General features: G+C 48.4%; 12 protein-coding genes. 4 read left to right on the top strand and 8 right to left on the bottom strand.

The genetic code is table 11. The annotated features are described in order from the left end of the window. Nucleotides 1-19 precede the first annotated feature (19 nt). The 6 genes from ACOMG9_RS01400 to ACOMG9_RS01375 all read right to left on the bottom strand — a co-directional run bounded on the left by ACOMG9_RS01400 (nucleotide 20) and on the right by ACOMG9_RS01375 (nucleotide 7962). Nucleotides 20-2251 (bottom strand): TonB-dependent receptor, encoded by a 2232-nt coding sequence (locus tag ACOMG9_RS01400; protein WP_448215486.1) that lies wholly within the window; start codon nucleotides 2249-2251, stop codon nucleotides 20-22. 99 nt (nucleotides 2252-2350) lie between these two features. Beyond that, complete coding sequence (locus ACOMG9_RS01395; protein WP_448215485.1) at nucleotides 2351-4357, bottom strand: iron ABC transporter permease; 2007 nt, start codon at nucleotides 4355-4357, stop codon at nucleotides 2351-2353. Further along, entirely contained in the window at nucleotides 4357-5262 is a 906-nt protein-coding gene (locus ACOMG9_RS01390; RefSeq protein WP_448215484.1) for an iron-siderophore ABC transporter substrate-binding protein, read from the bottom strand. Before ACOMG9_RS01390 ends, ACOMG9_RS01395 begins: the two co-directional genes overlap by 1 nt. Continuing rightward, complete coding sequence (locus tag ACOMG9_RS01385; RefSeq protein ID WP_494529677.1) at nucleotides 5262-6092, bottom strand: ABC transporter ATP-binding protein; 831 nt, start codon at nucleotides 6090-6092, stop codon at nucleotides 5262-5264. The genes ACOMG9_RS01390 and ACOMG9_RS01385 overlap by 1 nt, the downstream gene beginning before the upstream one ends. A 229-nt stretch (nucleotides 6093-6321) precedes the next feature. Next, nucleotides 6322-6708, bottom strand: a complete 387-nt coding sequence (locus tag ACOMG9_RS01380; RefSeq protein WP_422139699.1) for a hypothetical protein — start codon at nucleotides 6706-6708, stop codon at nucleotides 6322-6324. A gap of 6 nt (nucleotides 6709-6714) precedes the next feature. Then, on the bottom strand, nucleotides 6715-7962 hold the full coding sequence (locus tag ACOMG9_RS01375) for an MFS transporter (protein WP_448215482.1): 1248 nt from the start codon (nucleotides 7960-7962) through the stop codon (nucleotides 6715-6717). A 153-nt stretch (nucleotides 7963-8115) separates the two neighbouring features. On the opposite strand from ACOMG9_RS01375, the gene ACOMG9_RS01370 reads away from it, so the two are divergent. The 4 genes from ACOMG9_RS01370 (at nucleotide 8116) to ACOMG9_RS01355 (ending at nucleotide 14269) form a co-directional block, all read left to right on the top strand. Further along, nucleotides 8116-10038: an IucA/IucC family protein gene (locus ACOMG9_RS01370; protein WP_494529676.1), complete on the top strand. Its 1923-nt coding sequence runs from the start codon at nucleotides 8116-8118 to the stop codon at nucleotides 10036-10038. Between the two features lie 117 nt (nucleotides 10039-10155). After that, a complete protein-coding gene (locus ACOMG9_RS01365; protein WP_494529675.1) occupies nucleotides 10156-11175 on the top strand; it encodes a GNAT family N-acetyltransferase in 1020 nt (339 codons plus the stop codon). Then, nucleotides 11172-12980 (top strand): IucA/IucC family protein, encoded by a 1809-nt coding sequence (locus ACOMG9_RS01360; RefSeq protein WP_448215479.1) that lies wholly within the window; start codon nucleotides 11172-11174, stop codon nucleotides 12978-12980. Before ACOMG9_RS01365 ends, ACOMG9_RS01360 begins: the two co-directional genes overlap by 4 nt. Further along, nucleotides 12977-14269 (top strand): lysine N(6)-hydroxylase/L-ornithine N(5)-oxygenase family protein, encoded by a 1293-nt coding sequence (locus ACOMG9_RS01355; protein ID WP_448215478.1) that lies wholly within the window; start codon nucleotides 12977-12979, stop codon nucleotides 14267-14269. Before ACOMG9_RS01360 ends, ACOMG9_RS01355 begins: the two co-directional genes overlap by 4 nt. A gap of 164 nt (nucleotides 14270-14433) precedes the next feature. On the opposite strand, the gene ACOMG9_RS01350 is transcribed toward ACOMG9_RS01355, so the two are convergent. Both ACOMG9_RS01350 and ACOMG9_RS01345 read right to left on the bottom strand, forming a co-directional pair. Beyond that, entirely contained in the window at nucleotides 14434-16173 is a 1740-nt protein-coding gene (locus ACOMG9_RS01350) for a hypothetical protein (protein ID WP_494529674.1), read from the bottom strand. A 146-nt stretch (nucleotides 16174-16319) separates the two neighbouring features. After that, the gene (locus ACOMG9_RS01345) at nucleotides 16320-17198 is read right to left on the bottom strand and encodes a hypothetical protein (protein ID WP_494529673.1); all 879 of its coding nucleotides are present in this window, start codon (nucleotides 17196-17198) and stop codon (nucleotides 16320-16322) included. Between the last annotated feature and the right edge of the window lie 244 nt (nucleotides 17199-17442).

Raw genomic sequence — 17442 nt, 5'->3', positions numbered from 1 at the left:
GCCTGGCCGCTTTTCCTGCTTAATACTCTACGCGATAACTCAGAGTGTAGGCACGACCTTCTGCATTATGAGCACTGATGCCATTGTAAGTGTCACCAGCCCACTGGCTGTAGACCGTTTCGTAGTCCTCATTCAACAGGTTGGTAATACCTGCTTTCAGAGTGCCCACGGGCATAGCGAAGGAAGCCAGCAGATCAACAGTGGTATAACCGTCAACCTCATAACTTACGACATTACCACCAGACACTTTCTTGCCTTTGTCGTAATCGGCAAAGGTTGTCGACTGCAGACGTATACTCATATCTTCCTGATCGTAGGTGACATAGGCCACGTACTTTTCAGGAGAGACATCGGCTGCCTGCAGGTCAAGCCATTTGCCCACTTCTTCGTAGTAGCTGCGTCCTTCTGTGAAGGCGTAGCTACCACCGACACTCCAGTAATCATTGACGAAGTATTCCAGGGAGCCTTCAAAGCCGTAAACTTTCTTTTGCTGGTCCAGCAGGTCCACATTGTAATCTTCATTAAAGTCTATGGTTTTATCAGACTCGTTATAAAAGACAGAGGCATTGGCCAGCAGGTCGTCAAAACGTCCGCGCCAGCCCAGTTCATAGCTGTCAGTCTTGATGGCGTCCAGATTGGCTTGTGATATATCGGTAGGATTCAATGGCAGATTGGGAACTATGGCCAGAATGCTGTCTGGTGAAATCACATCCCTTAAAATCCTTGAAGCATCAGGGACTTCAAAGCCCTGAGAGTAGTTAACAAACACTTCATTGCTGCCATTCAGCCGATAGACCAGACCAACGTTAAATAGAGTATTGTCATACTTTCTGACATCACCCTCTAATACAGTTACATCTGCATTAGGAAACAAAATAGGCAAAAACCAGGTTTCTGCTAACGGAGTGTAGTCAGCAATATCCAATTCAGCGCGCTCGTGACGAACACCGGCGTTCATGGTCAGTTGTTCGGTAATATCCCAAGCGGTCTGCAAGTAAAACCCGAGTGTCTTGGCATCAACATCCGGACCGTATTCATAGGAAGATCCTGTCGGTTCAATAACTGTGCCGCCACTGTCAATGTACTTTTGCAGATCGTGCAGTTGTCCTCTCTGTTCGCCTTTGTCAACATCGTAGTCAATACCGTAGGAGATTCTGAACGTATCGGTCAGAGCCCTGTCGAGAAGCAGCTTCAAGCCATAGACTTCTGAGGTAGACGTCGACTGATTAACAAAAGTAGTGCCCGGGGATATCGTGGAACCTAACATATTCGGGTAAGGGAAGAACCTTGCGTCACGCTCACGATAGTAGGTTTGCAACTGAAAATTATTGCCTAAAAAGTCAGCATCACTGTAGACCAGATCAATGGAATTTCTCTTGCTGTAAGGCTGATCTTCCAGCTGCAACCCTTTAACAGGTGGTGGTGCGTCAGCAGCATCTCCAGTGATCAGAGAGGAAATGTCGGGCGCGTAATCAGAATCCATCTGATCATCAAAATATTGCAGTGTCGTCTCCAGGCGCTGCTCCGCGTTGAAGTCATAACCCAGTTTCACCAGAACATCTTTGGTATCGGTATCGCTTCGGCTGACCTGAGAGGGGTCCGGGTTAACCCGGTCACCATCGGCATCAAAAATGCCATCACGACTCTCGTAAGTTCCGCTGAACAGGTAATCAAAATTACCGTTACTGCCACTGATACTCTGATTCAGGGTATAGCTGTTCAGCTCGTCACCAGATACCTTGATGCCGGCTTCAGAAGCAAACTGGATATCGCCTTCGGCTGGCTTACGGGTGATCAGGTTGATAACAGCGCCGGTCGCACCACCACCATAAATTGCGCTGGCACCGGAAATCACTTCAATACGTTCAATGTTTTCAGGACGAATCATACTGAGCTGGCGACTGATCTGACGGTTCTCGGTCTGAGCAATGCCATCAATCAAAACCAGAGCCTTACGACCACGGACGCTTTGGGTTCTGTCGGTCACCGTCTGAGTGCTGGGACCAAAGCCAGGGACCAGCCGTTCAAGAATATCAGCCAGTTTCTGACCGGACACGCTCTGCTGGGCCACTGCTTCACCACTGATGACCTGAACGGTCCCGGAAACATCAGAAATACTGGCTTCAGAGCGGGAAGCGGTAACAACCACTTCTTCCAGCTGAGTCACGGAATCATTGCTTTCTGCAAAAGCACTCTGACTTCCCAACGCCATGGTTATAGCGATGGCAAGAGGCGTTTTATTTGTTTTCATAGGTTAGCTTTCCCTGTGTTTGATTATCATTCTCATTAGATCCCTATTCTTGTTCCAAGCCCGCTTCCCGCAGGTTTCTGATTTTTTCAAACAGGTTATTTAACGACTTTGGACGTATTTACCACTGAGCAGTAAAAGGATGAAATAAATACCACCGGCTCCTGAGACCAGAAGACCTGAAGGAATTTCAAAAGGAGCCATCAAGGATCGTGATAGCCAGTCACTGATGACCAGCAGCAAGGCGCCCGTCATGGCAGTAGCCGGAATCAGATGTCTGTGGCTTGACATGCCGGTGACGCGGCAAATATGGGGCGCCATCAACCCGATAAAAGAAATACCCCCCACTGTCGCAACACTGGTTGCACTCAAAAGGGCGACCAGCAGCATCAGCAGATAGACTGAAGCCTTTACTCTGATGCCCAGCAGGGAAGGCCAGGAGGCGCCCAACTGAAGAATGTCCAGCTTTCGCCACATCAGCATAAACATGGGTATCAGGATTAAGACACCAGAAGACAACAGATAAACCAACTCACTGCTGGCTGCATAGGTACTGCCTGAAAGCCATACAAGCACCTCGCTGGACTGATTACTGCCCAGCACCATCACTACGCTGATCAGCGTTGCCGAAACCGCTGAAAGACAGAGGCCAGCCAGGGCAAAAAGCTGGGGATTAAACCCGGTCATCCGACTGAGGGCCATTAAAAGAAGCAGGGCAAAACCACTGCCAAACATCGACAGCATGAGCAAGTCCAGACGCTCAAGACCAGGCACCATGACAGAGCCCAGGACCACAAACAAAACGCCCGTGGTCGTCAGACCAGAAACATCGGGACTGGCCAGAGGATTTCTCATCAGGGTCTGAAGAACCAGACCAGAGACAGCCAGCGCAGCTCCGGCAAAAGCTGCCGTTAAAACTCTGGGCCAACGCAGGTCGATCCAGGACCGGTCAAGGCCGCTGAACAGACTGAAGTAAAAAGCGACCAGCACTAAGGACAGCAGAACCCAGAGGACTTTTACCGGAGACACGTGAAACAGAGCACGTATTCCTGTCTCACCGGGTGCTCTGGCCAAATTGCTGATCCTTTTACGCTGGCTCAACAGGAAAATCATGAAAGGTGCACCGACAACCGTTGTCATGGCTCCGGCCGGGATACTGTAATGGGCTTCGGACATCAGGAAAGGAATCATTCTGGCCAGCACATCTGCACCCAGTAGCAGCAATGCACCTGTCAGGCTGGCTGCCAGCAGACGCTTCCATGCTGAGCGATAACCAAGACCACGGGCAATGTGCGGGGCAATCAGGCCAATAAAACTGATCATCCCCACCTGACTGACGACAGTGGCAGACAAAAGCAGAGCAATCACCAGCGACAAGCCAACGGTTCGTCTTACATTTATCCCCAGACTCTCGGCCTGATCTCTGCCCAACTCAATCAGGTCCAGACGTCGGGCCAGCAATGTGGCAAAGAGAATCATCAGGGTAAAGATCGGCCAGCTACTGTTGATAGCCTGATAGTCAAACTGGGCAAGATTCCCTGCCCCCCAGGTGTACAGGCCCTCCAGACGATTCTCGAAAAACATCAGAATACCGGCACTGAGAGCACCCAGTGACAGGGTAATGGCCATGCCAATCAGAACAAGGTTAACGGGTGAATCACTGATAGCAGTGGCCAGCCTGAACACCAGTAAAGTGGTAAGCGCAGCACCCGAAAAGGCGACAACAACTGGGTACTGGTCGGTCAGTTCAGGCAACAGAACAGTTCCCAGCACTACGGCGAGCATGGCCCCGGAGTTCACTCCCAGTGTTGCCGGACTGGCAAAGGGATTTCTTGTCGCTCCCTGAATCAACACACCCGCTGCCCCCAGTGCGGCACCGCATAACAATGCCATCAATGTTCTTGGCAGAAGGAGCCAGGTCACTATTTCAGAGGCCATAGCATGATCGGCGGGTTGCTGCAGGAACGGCAATCCATTCAACAAATTAAGATCAATGCCGGCAGGCCCCACTGTCAGGGAAACAGTGACCAGAAGGATGAACAAAAACAATGTCACTGCCGTCTTTTTAACGCCTTCATAAAAACTGTTTACAGACTCCGGAATAAACATCACACCTCCGGAGCCAGGTAACGGGCAAAAGCCTTGGCCATTCGAGCAGCCGACTCAGGGCCACCATATGACCAGAGTGCGGGCAGATAATAGACCCGGCCTTCTTTAACAGCCGGAAGGGCATTCCAAACCGATGATTGCGCCATCGTTGGCAGATTTTCGGGCTGACTGCCAATAATGATCAGACTGGCGTCGCCAATAGTGGTCAGTTTGAGGAGGTCAACATGGGTAAAATCCCGTCCGGGTAATGAAGAGTGCCAGCTGTTTTCCAGACCAATCCTGTTAACAATGGCACCCGCCAGAGACAAATCGCCGTAGACTCGAAGTCCCAGTCCCATACCGACAAACTTACCCACAACGACTTTCTGGCCAGAGAGTCCCGCTGCTTTGATCATATTGCGGGCCTGTTCCAGCTCAGACTCCATTTCCCTGAGTCTCTTTTCTGCCAGAGCTTCGCGCCCCAGAATATGTGCCACTGAACGAAAAATACCCTGCATTCTCAGAAAATAATCCACAGGATCTTTCTGGCTCGGGTACTGGGAATAAAGAACGGTCGGAGCAATGCTCTTAAGCTCTGAAACTATACGACTATGACGCCATTTATAGCCAAGAATAAGATCCGGTTTGAGAGCCGCTATGGCTTCCAGACCCGGCTCAGCTCTCTGCCCGAGTTCGGTAACACTTGTCGGCATAACCGGATCATCGGACTGCCACTCCCGATAACCCTTTATGGAAGTCACCCCTGCAGGTACGACACCGAGGGTGAGCAGCATTTCAGCCTGGGTCCAGTTCAGTGCTGCAATCTTTTCCGGGGTTTCGGCCAGATCGGGTTCAGTGACTGAAGCCATCGCTGCTAACGATGTAAACAGCAGGAAACAACAGCTTTTTTTCAGGACTGCAAACATCAGGCGACTTCCTTGCTCAAAACACGATGGATCACGGGCTCAGCCTGACGCTCACCCAAGGGCAAAAAGAGCGACTCTTTTCTGCCTTCCAATTGCACTTCCCGGGTCTCTACCCCAAATACATCCGAGATAATGCGCTTATCCAGTACCTTTGTAGCTGCACCTGTTCTGATCACCTGCCCCTGATCCATCAGCACTATTTCGTCGCTGTACTGAAGGGCCTGATTCAGGTCGTGAAGTACCCAGATAATAGTGGTCTGCTTTTCATCATTGAGCTGTCTGACAATATTCAGCAGACGCAATTGATGAGCGATATCCAGCCATGAGGTTGGCTCGTCCAGAAGTAAAATGCCGGTTTCCTGGGCCAGCACCATGGCCAGCCAGACTCTCTGCATTTCACCACCGGAGAGATGATCAACCAGTTCACCGGCATAATGATCCATACCGACTCTGAAGAGTGCCGAACTGACGGCCCTGTGATCCTCTTTTTTCAATCGCCCGAATGGACCTGCATAGGGGTATCGGCCACAAGCGACCAGATCCGTTGCCGACATCCCAAGTGGAACCGGTGAGTGTTGTGGCAACAACGTCAGGCTTTTAGCCAGTTCTTTACAGTGGAGTGACTTCAACAACTGCCCACCCAAAAGCACCCGCCCTTCACTGGGCTCAAGCAAACCGGAGAGCAATTTCAGCAGGGTACTCTTACCCGAGCCATTGGGTCCGAGAATAGCGGTTATTTTTCCTGGCGTGATGTCAAGTTGCGTTGGTTGCAGAATGGTTTTTGTTCCCACCCGCAAACATGCCTGGTCAAGCGTTAGGGTCTGCTCCATGGCCTCAGTTTCTTTTTGTTCTGTGGAAGTGTCATCGCTTTACTGTCAGACAACCGAAGCAAGCTCCCATACTCTCTGTTGAGCCGGACTGACCATTCACTCAATAATTATTTTTCAATTTCAGACTGCCTGATATTGTCCTGATGCAGTCGTGCAATGCTGATAGCCATTGGCTCAACCAATGGATAGCGATTACGAATGATAATAGTTATTATTTACATCATCAAGCTTAAACTGTCGTTTGATGGCACCGCTCAATCGCCCAGTCACGAGCCTGATCAAAATCGAGACAGGACACCATGGGAAAAGGCATAGCCTTTTTCATGTTGTCACTGACCACTCTGTCACCCTCCTGTTCGGAAAGCACAACCCGGGCAATACCACGGCAAAACGCCCCCAGTTTTATCCTGTTCTCTTTAAACCAGAGCCCCAGTTCTCTTCTGGCTTCCGGTGAAAACTCACTGTTGGGCTTTGCCTGAATAATGAGACTAAATGGCTGCTCTCTTGCCAGCAGCTCAGAAAGGTCGACTAGCCATTGGCGAGCATCATCGTCGCAGGCCGGGCGATTAAAGCTGACTGTGACAATGGGCCAGCCCACCATTTGAATTGAGTTCATGTAAACCTAACAACTCCGTTTCTTTGGAGATTCAACTAATAAAAAGGAAATCATCAGAAGCAGAACAGCCAGAAAAATGCAGAAAACTTCTGCCATCTGAATGCCCAGTGATCCTCCCAGTCCGGCCAGAAGCGCTCCCATGGTATATCCGAGGGTATGAATCATAGCGAGGGTTCCTGTCAGAACGCCCTGCTGACCTACCTGTTCTGACGCCAGTGTCGTGTAAGCAGGCGTCAGTAATGCAATCGAAGCGGCACTGATGACCAGTCCGAATATCAGACATATCAGTTGAGTGGAGGTGATCAGTAGGAAACTACCGAACAGTAATAAAATGCTGCCGACTTTTAATGACAGAATCAGCCTGCCCTGAGCAAAACGAGATACCAGCAAATGAGCAACCACGGTCGAAAAAGCGGCCACCATCATGAGCATCGAAAGTACTCTTGATGCTGATACTCCGTCGTAAGAAAAACGCTCCTGCAAAATAGGACCTATTAGGTACTGCAACAGGCCAAAGAGCGTTGTTACAGAGCAGGCCACCAGCAAAACAGGCCAGAGTGATTTCAGCATTTGCCTGAACGGGTTCTTTTCTTCGCTACCCTTTTCTTGCCTGACTTCTGAAGGCTTGTCATTGGTTAATATTGAGACCTGTATCAGCAAGGGGATAGCAAAAACTACCAGTGCTATAACAGGGAACAGGCTGCCCTGGGAAATCAGCATTGCCGGAATCACAGGACCTATGAGACGCCCGGCATTTATACTGACTGTAATCCGGCTTAGACCAGGCAGTCTGTTAGAATGATTACTGTCGTCTATAACCCAGGCCTGAACCGCTGGATACAACCCCGATACCAATAGACCATAAATAGTCCTGGCGAAAAACATCAAACCAATGGCCAACTCTCTGCTCAGCAGACCAGAGCCCAGACCGTGAAGCGCGAATGCCAGCAGTAAAAAGCTGGCCGCAAAACCAAAGAGCCCGGACTGAACCACTCTCTTGCGTCCAAAACGGTCACTTATTCTTCCCCACAGGGGCGAAGTGAAAATAAACAGACAGGTTCCCAGTGCCACCATGGCCGTCAGCAGGCCATAACCTAAACCGGTTTCTTCAGCAATGGCTGGCAGACAGATCAATAATGTCGTCTGCCCGGCACCGAGTATAAATACCGACCCAAACCGGCTGAACTCTTTGATGGAGTCTCCGGTCTCATAAACGGGTTTTGCTATAACAGGGCCAAGCTCATTTTGTTGCATGGTTCATGTTTGTTGTTGTGATCTGTTGCAAATGATAACAATTCTCATTTACAATTCAAGCCCTATTGAGCCAGACCTTAAATAAAATCCTCTGGTGTAACAGGAATTAGGGTCTTCCAAATTATGTGCTGAATAATAAGATCATTCTGGAGAATGAAATCAGTGTCCACACCGCTTTTAGAAACCACAACCATCAAAGCTGTATACGATTCATCCTATAAAAGGTTCGGACATGAGCTTACATACGACTGCAATAGTCATGAGCAAGCTGAAAGCCTGAGTGCTGGCTGCTTTTTTAATGCATTGCTCAGGGAATGGAAAGACTGGTCATTAGAGCCTGTTGGTAGCCACAAGAAGTGGTTAAGCGGTCAATCAATAAGTTCAGACTGGCAGCCGCCTGTTGACGCCGAAGCCACTGCTTCAATCCCCTTGAACAAAAGCGACTGTCGGCTTTTGATTTATATTAAATATTTATCCATCAGCGGCAGACATCAGTTCTGCAAACCCATTGCCCTGGTTAACCAAAAAAACAACACCATCACTGATTTATCCTTCACTGAAAGTGTTCAGTTAATCGTTAAAGACAATGCTTTATGGAACAGTGACGCCGGGCAGAGACAACAGTTTTTTAATCGTGTTAAAAGAAGCGTTGAGAATATGGCGTCTGTTCTTGAATTAAGAAAAAACGAACTTGATCAACTATTTTCCGGCTGCACAGATTTTCAATCTTCAGAGCAAGCCCTGCTGGCAGGTCACTCCGTTCACCCTACCCCCAAAAGTCGCGATCAATTTACCGCAGAAGACTCACAGCGCTATATTCCTGAATACGGAAACAGCTTCCAGCTGCACTGGTTTTCTATTGATGCCAACCTGCTGGAAGCAGACAGTGTTCATGAATATTCATTCCATGAACTGACTCGCCAACTGGCTTCTGAAGATCCGGAGTTCTCCGGTCGTTTTCCTGAAGACATTCCCGAACACCACACCCTGTTACCCGCTCACCCCTGGCAGGCTCAGCAATGGTTAAAGAATGCTTATATAAGGCAGTTGCTCAGTGAAGGCCAAATTATTAACTATGGTCTGCATGGTAGCCAATGGCGTGCTACTTCTTCAGTAAGGGCGATCCATGGAATACACGCCTCCTTGATGTTGAAGTATTCACTCAGCGTCAAACTGACTAATTCGATCCGTCACCTGCTGCCCAAAGAAGTGATTCGAGGTAAGGAAATCCATCAGGTGAAATACCAGACTCCTTTGGGTAATGATTTAAAAAGCCTGTATCCGGACTTCGAAATCATTACCGAACCGGCTCATGCCGCCATCAAGGGAGAAGACGGCCAGGTGCTGCCTGAAACCATGATGGTGCTTCGGGAAAATCCTTTCAACCGGGAAACCGTCAACCAGTGCACTGAGTTACTGGCCAGTCTTACCCAGGACAACCCGGTAGGTGAGCCCAGACTGATTGCTCTGATCCGGGAATTAGCTGTAAAGGAAAGGGCCAGGCCTGAAGCTGTCGCACAAAAGTGGTTTGGAAAATATCTTTCCAAAGTTTTAGAGCCCCTGATCGTTGCTCAATCAGACTTTGGTCTGCTAATGGGCGCACATCAACAAAACCTGTTGCTCAGAATGCCAGAGGGTTACCCGGAAACCGTCTATTTCCGCGACTGTCAGGGCACGGGGTACAGCCGCCTGGCCAGAGAACGCTTGCAAGCACACCTGCCTCTGGCTGATGAAGAAAAAGAGCACCACGTCAGTGAACAGCTTGGCAACCGGCTATTTACTTACTATCTGCTGATTAATTCCACCTTTGGTGTTATCAGCGTGTTGGGAGCCAGCAATATTCTTCCGGAGAAAGAGCTTCTGTCCTCCCTCTACCGTTTTCTGGACAACCTGCGCAAGCTGGGCCGCCGGGACACCAGCTGCCTTGATTACATGCTCGATAGCAGAGAGCTCTGGTCAAAAGGTAACTTTTACTGCACCTACTGCAACATTAACGAGAACACATTAAAGAACCCGATGGATGTCTATCACTCCATGAGAAATCCCTTGCAGGCATTCAGTGAGGTTGTCCGGTAATACACCCCATTAATTTTATCGTGAAAAATATTTTGTGATGCCATTTTCATATTTGAGCATGACGCATCTTGTTTTTCTTCGCACAAGGCTACTCAGACTCACTCTTACGGAAGAGCAATGACTAAAATAACAACGATTACCCTACCAGGGGCATCAGACTGCAAGATTTCTCTGCAATTACTGTCATCCAATAGCCTGACGGTGCATGACAACAATCAATCTCTGCTGGTAAAAATCTCGCAACAGGATGGTGCCTTAATAACTGCAGCTAACGAATCCGATCTCCCTGAGAATGTACACAATCACCTTATTGCAGCCAGTCTGGATTACCTGTTTTCCCGCAATCCGGATCTCTTCCAAATTCAGGTTGCAGCTTCGTTGGCTGAAAGGCTTCAAGATAATCAGTTGATACACAGCCATAAAGAAAGCTCAAAGGAAGCTACCTGTTATCGCTCAGGCCTCTATCAGGACCGAACACTCTGGCACTATCAGAGAGATCATCAGACGATACCTGAAATCTGGACTGAAAACGAAAAAGCTGTCACGCATCCACTTCGTCAGGAACAGCCTAAAGGTGTCGTTTATAAGCGTTATGACTATCAAAATGACCTCACTGTCTCCTTCAGAACCCTTGATCCGGACCAGGATCTTGATCTCTTCCATGAATGGATGAATCAGCCTCGTGTCGCAGAGTTCTGGGAGATGGCCCAGAGCCGGGAAGAGCTGACAGCCTATCTTCAGTCAGCATTGAAAGACCGGAGAGCCTGGCCAATGATCGGGTGCATCAACGGTGTGCCTTTCGGGTATTTCGAACTCTACTGGGCTCTGGAAGACCGTATTGCTCCCTACTACGATTGCCAGCCCTGGGATCGTGGCTTTCACCTTCTGGTAGGGAATCTGGAATTTCTGGGCGAGAGATATTCCAACAGCTGGACAAAGTGCATTACTCACTTCCTGTTCCTGGACGAGCCCCGAACGACTCGTCTGGTGGGAGAGCCCAGAGCTGACAACAAGAGATTGCTGAAGCTGTTGAGTCCCGCTGGCTGGTCATTGGTCAAAGAGTTTGACTTCCCTCACAAACGTGCGGCACTGGTCAACTGTTACCGGGAGAGTTTCTTCCAGGAGATCCGGTTATGAATCAGGCTGTTACGGCTTTACCTGTCAATCAGTGCCTTGAGTTCTGGCAGAAAGCTAACCGTCGGTTGTTAGCAAAAACACTCAGTGAGCTGAGCTGGGAAGAAGCCATCATCCCCAAAGCAATTGCTCCTGAAGAAGTGAGTGGCGGACTGTTTATCCTTGAACTGAAAAGCGGCGTGAACTATCGCTTTTATGCCTGGAGAACCATCTGGGATCAATTAATAGTGGATACTGCATCCATTTCCCGTAGCTATCTGGACAGTTGCATCCACTCAGCACTGGAAGTCAGTCAGTTTTTTATAGACGCCAGGGAGGAGCTGGGACTGGACTCAGCAACACTGGCAAACTTCCTCGAAGAACTGGCCAATACGCTGATGGCCGAGGTACAGGTTCAGAAAAACTATCACCAGAAAAGTGCAGCCGAACTGATTGAGCTGGAGGATGACGAACTGCAATGTTATCTGGATGGCCATCCCAAAGTCACCGTCAGCAAAGGACGCCTCGGCTGGGGACAGGAGGATTATCAGGATTACGCCACTGAGTTTCTGCCCGAAATCCAACTTGAGTGGGTGGCATTGAGCCGTGAAAACTGTAGGCTCTCTCTGGCCGTCGACCTTCAGGAAAATGATCTGATCAGCGCTGTTCTTAACAGCAGGGAGCAGGCAGAACTGAACGTCCGTTGTCGTCAACTAAATATTGATTCAAGCCACTTTTTCCTTATGCCGGTGCACCCCTGGCAATGGCGCAACCGTCTGGTCAACCTGTTCGCTTCTGAAATTGCTGCAGGTCACATCGTTCATCTGGGAAGCTATGGAGACCCCATGCTTCCACAACAGTCTCTTCGAACTTTGTCCAATAAGAAGCGACCAGAGCAACTGAACATCAAACTGCCACTCTCCATTTTAAATACCTCCTGCTACCGGGGTATTCCCGGTCGATATATCCAGGCAGGTCCCATGGTTTCGAGCTGGCTCTCTGAAATAGCTGCGTCTGATCCAACCCTGTGCAACCGCAGAACCATTATTCTGGAAGAGCCTGCCGGGGCTTTTTATCCAAACCCTCAGTTCCAACAGATAGCGGATGCTCCCTATCGTTATCATGAAATGCTGGGCTGCATCTGGCGCCAGAGTGTTCACGCTAAAACCGCAGAATCGGAACGGGCTATCCTGATCTCTACCCTGTTCCAGAAAGACGGCTATGGCTACCCATTGATTTGCGAGTATATTCATCGTTCGGGATTAACAACAGAACAGTGGTTATCAAAGCTTTTTGATGTGGTGGTGGTTCCTCTTTATCACCTGCTGTGTAAATACGGTGTTGGTCTGGTGGCTCATGGCCAGAATATTACTCTGGTTCTGGATAATCATCTGCCAGTCAGAGTAGCGCTGAAGGATTTTCAGGGTGACCTGAGACTGATCGATCAGGACTTCCCTGAACTTGACACTCTGAGTGATTACGCCCGTTCAGTCACTGCCCGCCTGCCTGCTGCTCACCTTATTCACGACTTGCAGACCGGTCACTTTGTGACCGTTCTTCGCTTTATCTCTGCCTGTCTGGCTGAAAAAGGCTTTTCCGAGTCCCGTTTCTACCAGTTACTGGGTGAACAACTTAAGTCGTATATAAAGGCACATCCCGAACTGGAAGATCGCTTCAAACTGTTTGATCTGTTCACACCGGAAATGGCCCGGGTTTGTCTGAACCGGGTTCGTTTCAAACTCGGCTATGGCGACACCAGCGAACGTCCTCTGCCAGAACTGGGAACCCCTCTCAAAAACCCTCTGGCAATAACACTCAGGGAAGAATGATGAACTTTACACACTACCAAGATGAAACCGCCCCTCTGGATCTGGCCGGACTGGGATCTGGCCCGTTCAACCTGAGTCTTGCAGCACTGCTGGACAGTCTTCCCGAGCTAAAGGTCCGTTTCTTTGACAAAAGACCCGCCTTCGGTTGGCACCCGGGGCTTATGTTGCCTGGTGCTCATATGCAGACTTCCTGCCTGAAAGATCTGGTAACTGCCGTACAACCCACCAGTCGCTGGTCTTTCTTGTCATTCCTGGTGGAAAAGGGACGGTTTTATTCTTTTTTAGCCACTGAAAAGATGGTGATCAGCCGCAGCGAATTTGTCGAATACATGAACTGGGTCGCAGAAAACCTGGAGTCTTTGCAGTTTGACTCGCAGATCAGGGAAGTCAGCTTTGAAGAGGATAGCTTCGTGCTGCGCTCGGACAAGGAGAAGGTTAAAGCTCGTAATCTATGTCTGGGAACAGGCAAAGTACCCTGCATACCTGATTGCGCTCGAGCTCTGGTGGGGAGGCATTGCTTCCATGCCAGCGAACTGATGATCCGCCAGCCTGATCTTCGCAACAAAAAGGTTGCCGTTATTGGGGGCGGCCAGACGGGTGCAGAAGTCTTCCTTAACTGTCTGCGTGAACAATGGGGTAAAGCTGATGAGATTCAGTGGATTTCCCGCCGGGCCAGCTTTGAGCCTCTGGATGAAAGTCCATTTACCAATGAATATTTTACGCCCGGCTACGTTAGCCGCTTTTTATCCCTGCCTGAGGAAAAAAAAGAAACCATTGTCAAATATCAGAAGCTGGCCAGCGACGGCATTACGCCTGCATACCTGCTGGAAATCTACCGGGAACTTTATGACCGCACCTACTTGTCCCGGAGTCAGGTAAACTGGAAACTGCTGCCTGACCGGACCCTCACGGCCATATCTGAATCTTCGAGTGGCTTTTACGATCTCAAGCTGACCAATTCGCTGTCTTCAGAGGATGAAGTGCTCTCTGCTGATATCGTCATTCTTTGTACAGGTTTTCAGAATATACTGCCCCGCTATCTGGAGCCAATTCAGTCCAGATTGAACCTTGACGAACACCAGCGTTTCAAACTTTCTTCCAGCTTTGCCGTTGATTGGGATGGTCCGGACAACAGACGCATTTATGCCGTCAACGCAGGTCTGCACAGTCATGGTATTGCAGAGCCACAACTGAGTCTGACCGCCTGGCGATCAGCAAGCATCATCAATGATCTGACAAAGCGGGAAGTTTTCTCAATCAGTCAACCAGGCAGTTTGATTGGGTGGTAAATTTGTCTTCAACGACCCTGAAAAAGACGGGTAATTATTTTGTAGATTTAAAATCGCCATGTAACAAATGCATCCATTTCGTTCCGGGGCTTCGCCCCTCCACCCGACGAGCCGTCGGCGCGCGACTGTATTTGTTATCAACAATAACTGCGGCCATCGCTGATTTATTTTTTCTGCTCCGGGCAGCTCCTGTCCAACAGCTCAATATTCAATTTCATCCACAGCAGAGTAGCAGCCAGGTTCACCTTGTTACGGAGAGTTCCATCGACGGTTAACAGGCCCCGAGTTTCATCGATCACCTGCTTCACCTCCTTTTGACGTTCTTCAGGAAATTGCTCCAGCAACCGATTCAGGTTCTGCTGTCCCTGGGTCAGGTGTGCAAACCTCAGAGGAAACTGGCGTAACTGATACAATTGAACCAAATCTGGTTCCAACCCCGATTCCTTCCAGGTTCGGAGCGCCATAACAATAAAGAAGTCGAGGTCCAGCGCATCAAAGGCAGGTTTGTCTGCTGTTTCGATAAAGTCCTTAATCTCACCATTGATTACTAATCGACCCAATTGTTTGGCCGACTCCAGATACATTATCTGCAAAAAAAACGACATTGTAATATCTTTAGTAAGGGATTCTTTGTCCGCATAATAAACGTTTTGATCCAAGACAGGGAATTCCAACAATGTTTCCAAATCGTGCATCATAAATGACTCACAACCAAAGTCAGTAACCTGACGTCGAGGCAGAAAATAAAAACGGGAATCAGTGAAGCCGTGATATTTTATCGCCAGCGTCAACGCTAAACCGACAAAATGCGACATGGGTGAATAAGTTTTTTCTGCCTGGAGGCGCTTAAAAGTACTCAAACTATCAACGAAAAAAAACTGATAATGCCCTTCACTATTTCTCCTGGTAGAAACAACACTGACATGACCTGTTTTATCCTGAAAAACATAATTTTTTGGTTCTTCTACAGTAATGAATGGCAGCTGGGTTATGAACAATGCAAGTAGCTGACGAAGACACTGATGGGAACCAAGATAAACATTCATGAGTTTTATAATGTTCCGCTTGGCAGTACCCACAAGTCTGTCAGCTGGCTCATAGTTGGGCAACCCTTCAGGTAACTCAGACTCAGGGAGCACAACTTCGGTAAATAATCTGATTAAGACTGCTGGCAATGTCTTAAACGCAGGATAGTCTAATGAAATATGTGTCAATTCACCTTTTTCCAGCTTTCCGGGAAAATGAAGCTGAAGCAGCCTCAGAATCCCTTTCCAACGGTATTCCTTGCTCTCCAGGAAACCTTTTTCTTCCAAAAGATTGGGGTTTGCCCGATACAATTCCTGCAATTCTGCATAAAAGTCATCAATATTTTTTTTCTGATCCATTGTTTTCAATGACTTTTCAGCAGCCTTAAGTATTTCTTTCAGTTTTTCAAGATGCCTGACATAACTCTCATCGTTTCCGAAAGCTGATGCTGATGCTGCACCAGAGCTTGAGGAATCTGAATAGCCAGAACTACTCTGCCCTTTATTACTTTGCTTTTTACTTTGTCGCTTATGCTGCGGTGATGGTAATTTAACATCGGTTTTAGACTGTTCCCTGTTTTCGTTGCCAAAACGGTTTAATTCGAATGGATAGGCAGAAAACACCATTCCTTTATCTGGCTGTAATCCTCCCAATTCAGAGACAGTCGAACTGACTATCGAACCTTTTTTTCCCTTCTGAAACAACAAAAGCGGAACAACCTTAGTCTTGGGCAAACGAATAGGGTCGGATAAAAAAGAGGAAAAAATCGCCTCAATGCCAACGCCAGAGATCATTGACGAAACGTAAGAAATTGCAGCCTGACTGCCAGCTGACAAAATAATGCTGCCATAAATAAAGACACAGCACATATTCTTCATTATTGATAACCAAGCTCAAATAGAAGAAAAAGGATTATTCTAGACAAAAAGCTCAGATTTTCCTGACTCTGGGATAACTTCTTTAATTGACTCGTTCCCATGTTTAGTGGGAACGAGCCAATTCCGTATGGCTGAGTACTTATAAGCTAGCGACCAGATGAACGATCTTGGCATTTCAGCCAATGGTCATGTAGTTTGCATGCGGAGGCCCGTTCTGGCGTATATTTGCTTACCAGTATTTGCGAGTTTTCATAATGAGCAGAGGAGTCCCAGCCCCAAACTTTCCAAGTAACCTGGAAACTCACCGGTGCTCCGCTGTATTTCGAGTCAGGGAGTACATAGTAGAAGTCCTGGAAATGGCCTCCATAGTAGGGTCCGTCACCGTGTTTGGTGTGTTGGCCGTCAATGTAAAGGTCAACATCAATTACGCGTGCCTCCTTACCACGATCATTATTCCAGAATATGTGCACTACCTGGTTGGCACAGAATTCCCCTGCCGTTCCACGATGGCATTTTGGTATCGACGGAAGCCCTATGGTTTCAGGATCGCCTGCGTATATGGGTCCATCTTCACCGTAACCGCCCGGATTGTGGGAATCATCTCTGGATTTAAAATATACATCCCGGGTGACGCGTCCCAAGTGACCACTTGATTCTCTGTAGGAGTAGGTAGCCCTGAAGTAATAAGTCTTACCGGGTTTTACCCGATAGTAGAAACCATTTAAGAACGATCCGATGCTGGCCATCTGAGTGTAACCTTCTGACAGGTCATATGCGTTCTCGGCGACATGAACCATAGTATGGACCACAGTAATATCACTATACGCACTGAAATCAGCCATGCCAATTAGCACGATATCGCCAGTGCATATCTGGTCGTGGGGGCAGTTAGCACTATACACAGACAAGGGGACGCCGGCGTGTTCGTTAGCGTGACTGTTAAGCTCCGCACTAGCCACTTGCATCCCTACGAAACACGACAGCACGAGCGATAAAAGGCTTTTAAAAAAGTTTGCGTGATTCATGAGCTTGAACTCCTTAAACCTTAGGAGAGTTAAGCGTCTTAAGGTTAGCTCGGTTTTCAACCCCTCACATGAAAAAACATTCGGTCAGATTTCAACATTGGAGAGCTATCATCTGACTTTGAAATTCTGCCACTACGCGAAACCATCCTTCAAAGCGGCCTCATTGACCGGATGACTCATGCCATGGAACTATCAATCAACTACCGCTATTTTGACCTTCAGGAGCGTTTACAAAACTTAAATT

The organism is Endozoicomonas sp. PH6C, assembly GCF_059322965.1.
This window is presented reverse-complemented; position numbering and strand designations above follow the sequence as displayed.

Excerpts from the sequence above, each read along its gene's own strand:
- ACOMG9_RS01370 (WP_494529676.1), top strand. The coding sequence starts at position 8,116 with ATGAAATCAGTGTCCACACCGCTTTTAGAAACCACAACCATCAAAGCT.
- ACOMG9_RS01395 (WP_448215485.1), bottom strand. The coding sequence starts at position 4,357 with ATGTTTATTCCGGAGTCTGTAAACAGTTTTTATGAAGGCGTTAAAAAG.
- ACOMG9_RS01350 (WP_494529674.1), bottom strand. The coding sequence starts at position 16,173 with ATGAAGAATATGTGCTGTGTCTTTATTTATGGCAGCATTATTTTGTCA.
- ACOMG9_RS01375 (WP_448215482.1), bottom strand. The coding sequence starts at position 7,962 with ATGCAACAAAATGAGCTTGGCCCTGTTATAGCAAAACCCGTTTATGAG.
- ACOMG9_RS01380 (WP_422139699.1), bottom strand. The coding sequence starts at position 6,708 with ATGAACTCAATTCAAATGGTGGGCTGGCCCATTGTCACAGTCAGCTTT.
- ACOMG9_RS01385 (WP_494529677.1), bottom strand. The coding sequence starts at position 6,092 with ATGGAGCAGACCCTAACGCTTGACCAGGCATGTTTGCGGGTGGGAACA.
- ACOMG9_RS01400 (WP_448215486.1), bottom strand. The coding sequence starts at position 2,251 with ATGAAAACAAATAAAACGCCTCTTGCCATCGCTATAACCATGGCGTTG.
- ACOMG9_RS01360 (WP_448215479.1), top strand. The coding sequence starts at position 11,172 with ATGAATCAGGCTGTTACGGCTTTACCTGTCAATCAGTGCCTTGAGTTC.
- ACOMG9_RS01365 (WP_494529675.1), top strand. The coding sequence starts at position 10,156 with ATGACTAAAATAACAACGATTACCCTACCAGGGGCATCAGACTGCAAG.
- ACOMG9_RS01355 (WP_448215478.1), top strand. The coding sequence starts at position 12,977 with ATGATGAACTTTACACACTACCAAGATGAAACCGCCCCTCTGGATCTG.
- ACOMG9_RS01345 (WP_494529673.1), bottom strand. The coding sequence starts at position 17,198 with ATGAATCACGCAAACTTTTTTAAAAGCCTTTTATCGCTCGTGCTGTCG.
- ACOMG9_RS01390 (WP_448215484.1), bottom strand. The coding sequence starts at position 5,262 with ATGTTTGCAGTCCTGAAAAAAAGCTGTTGTTTCCTGCTGTTTACATCG.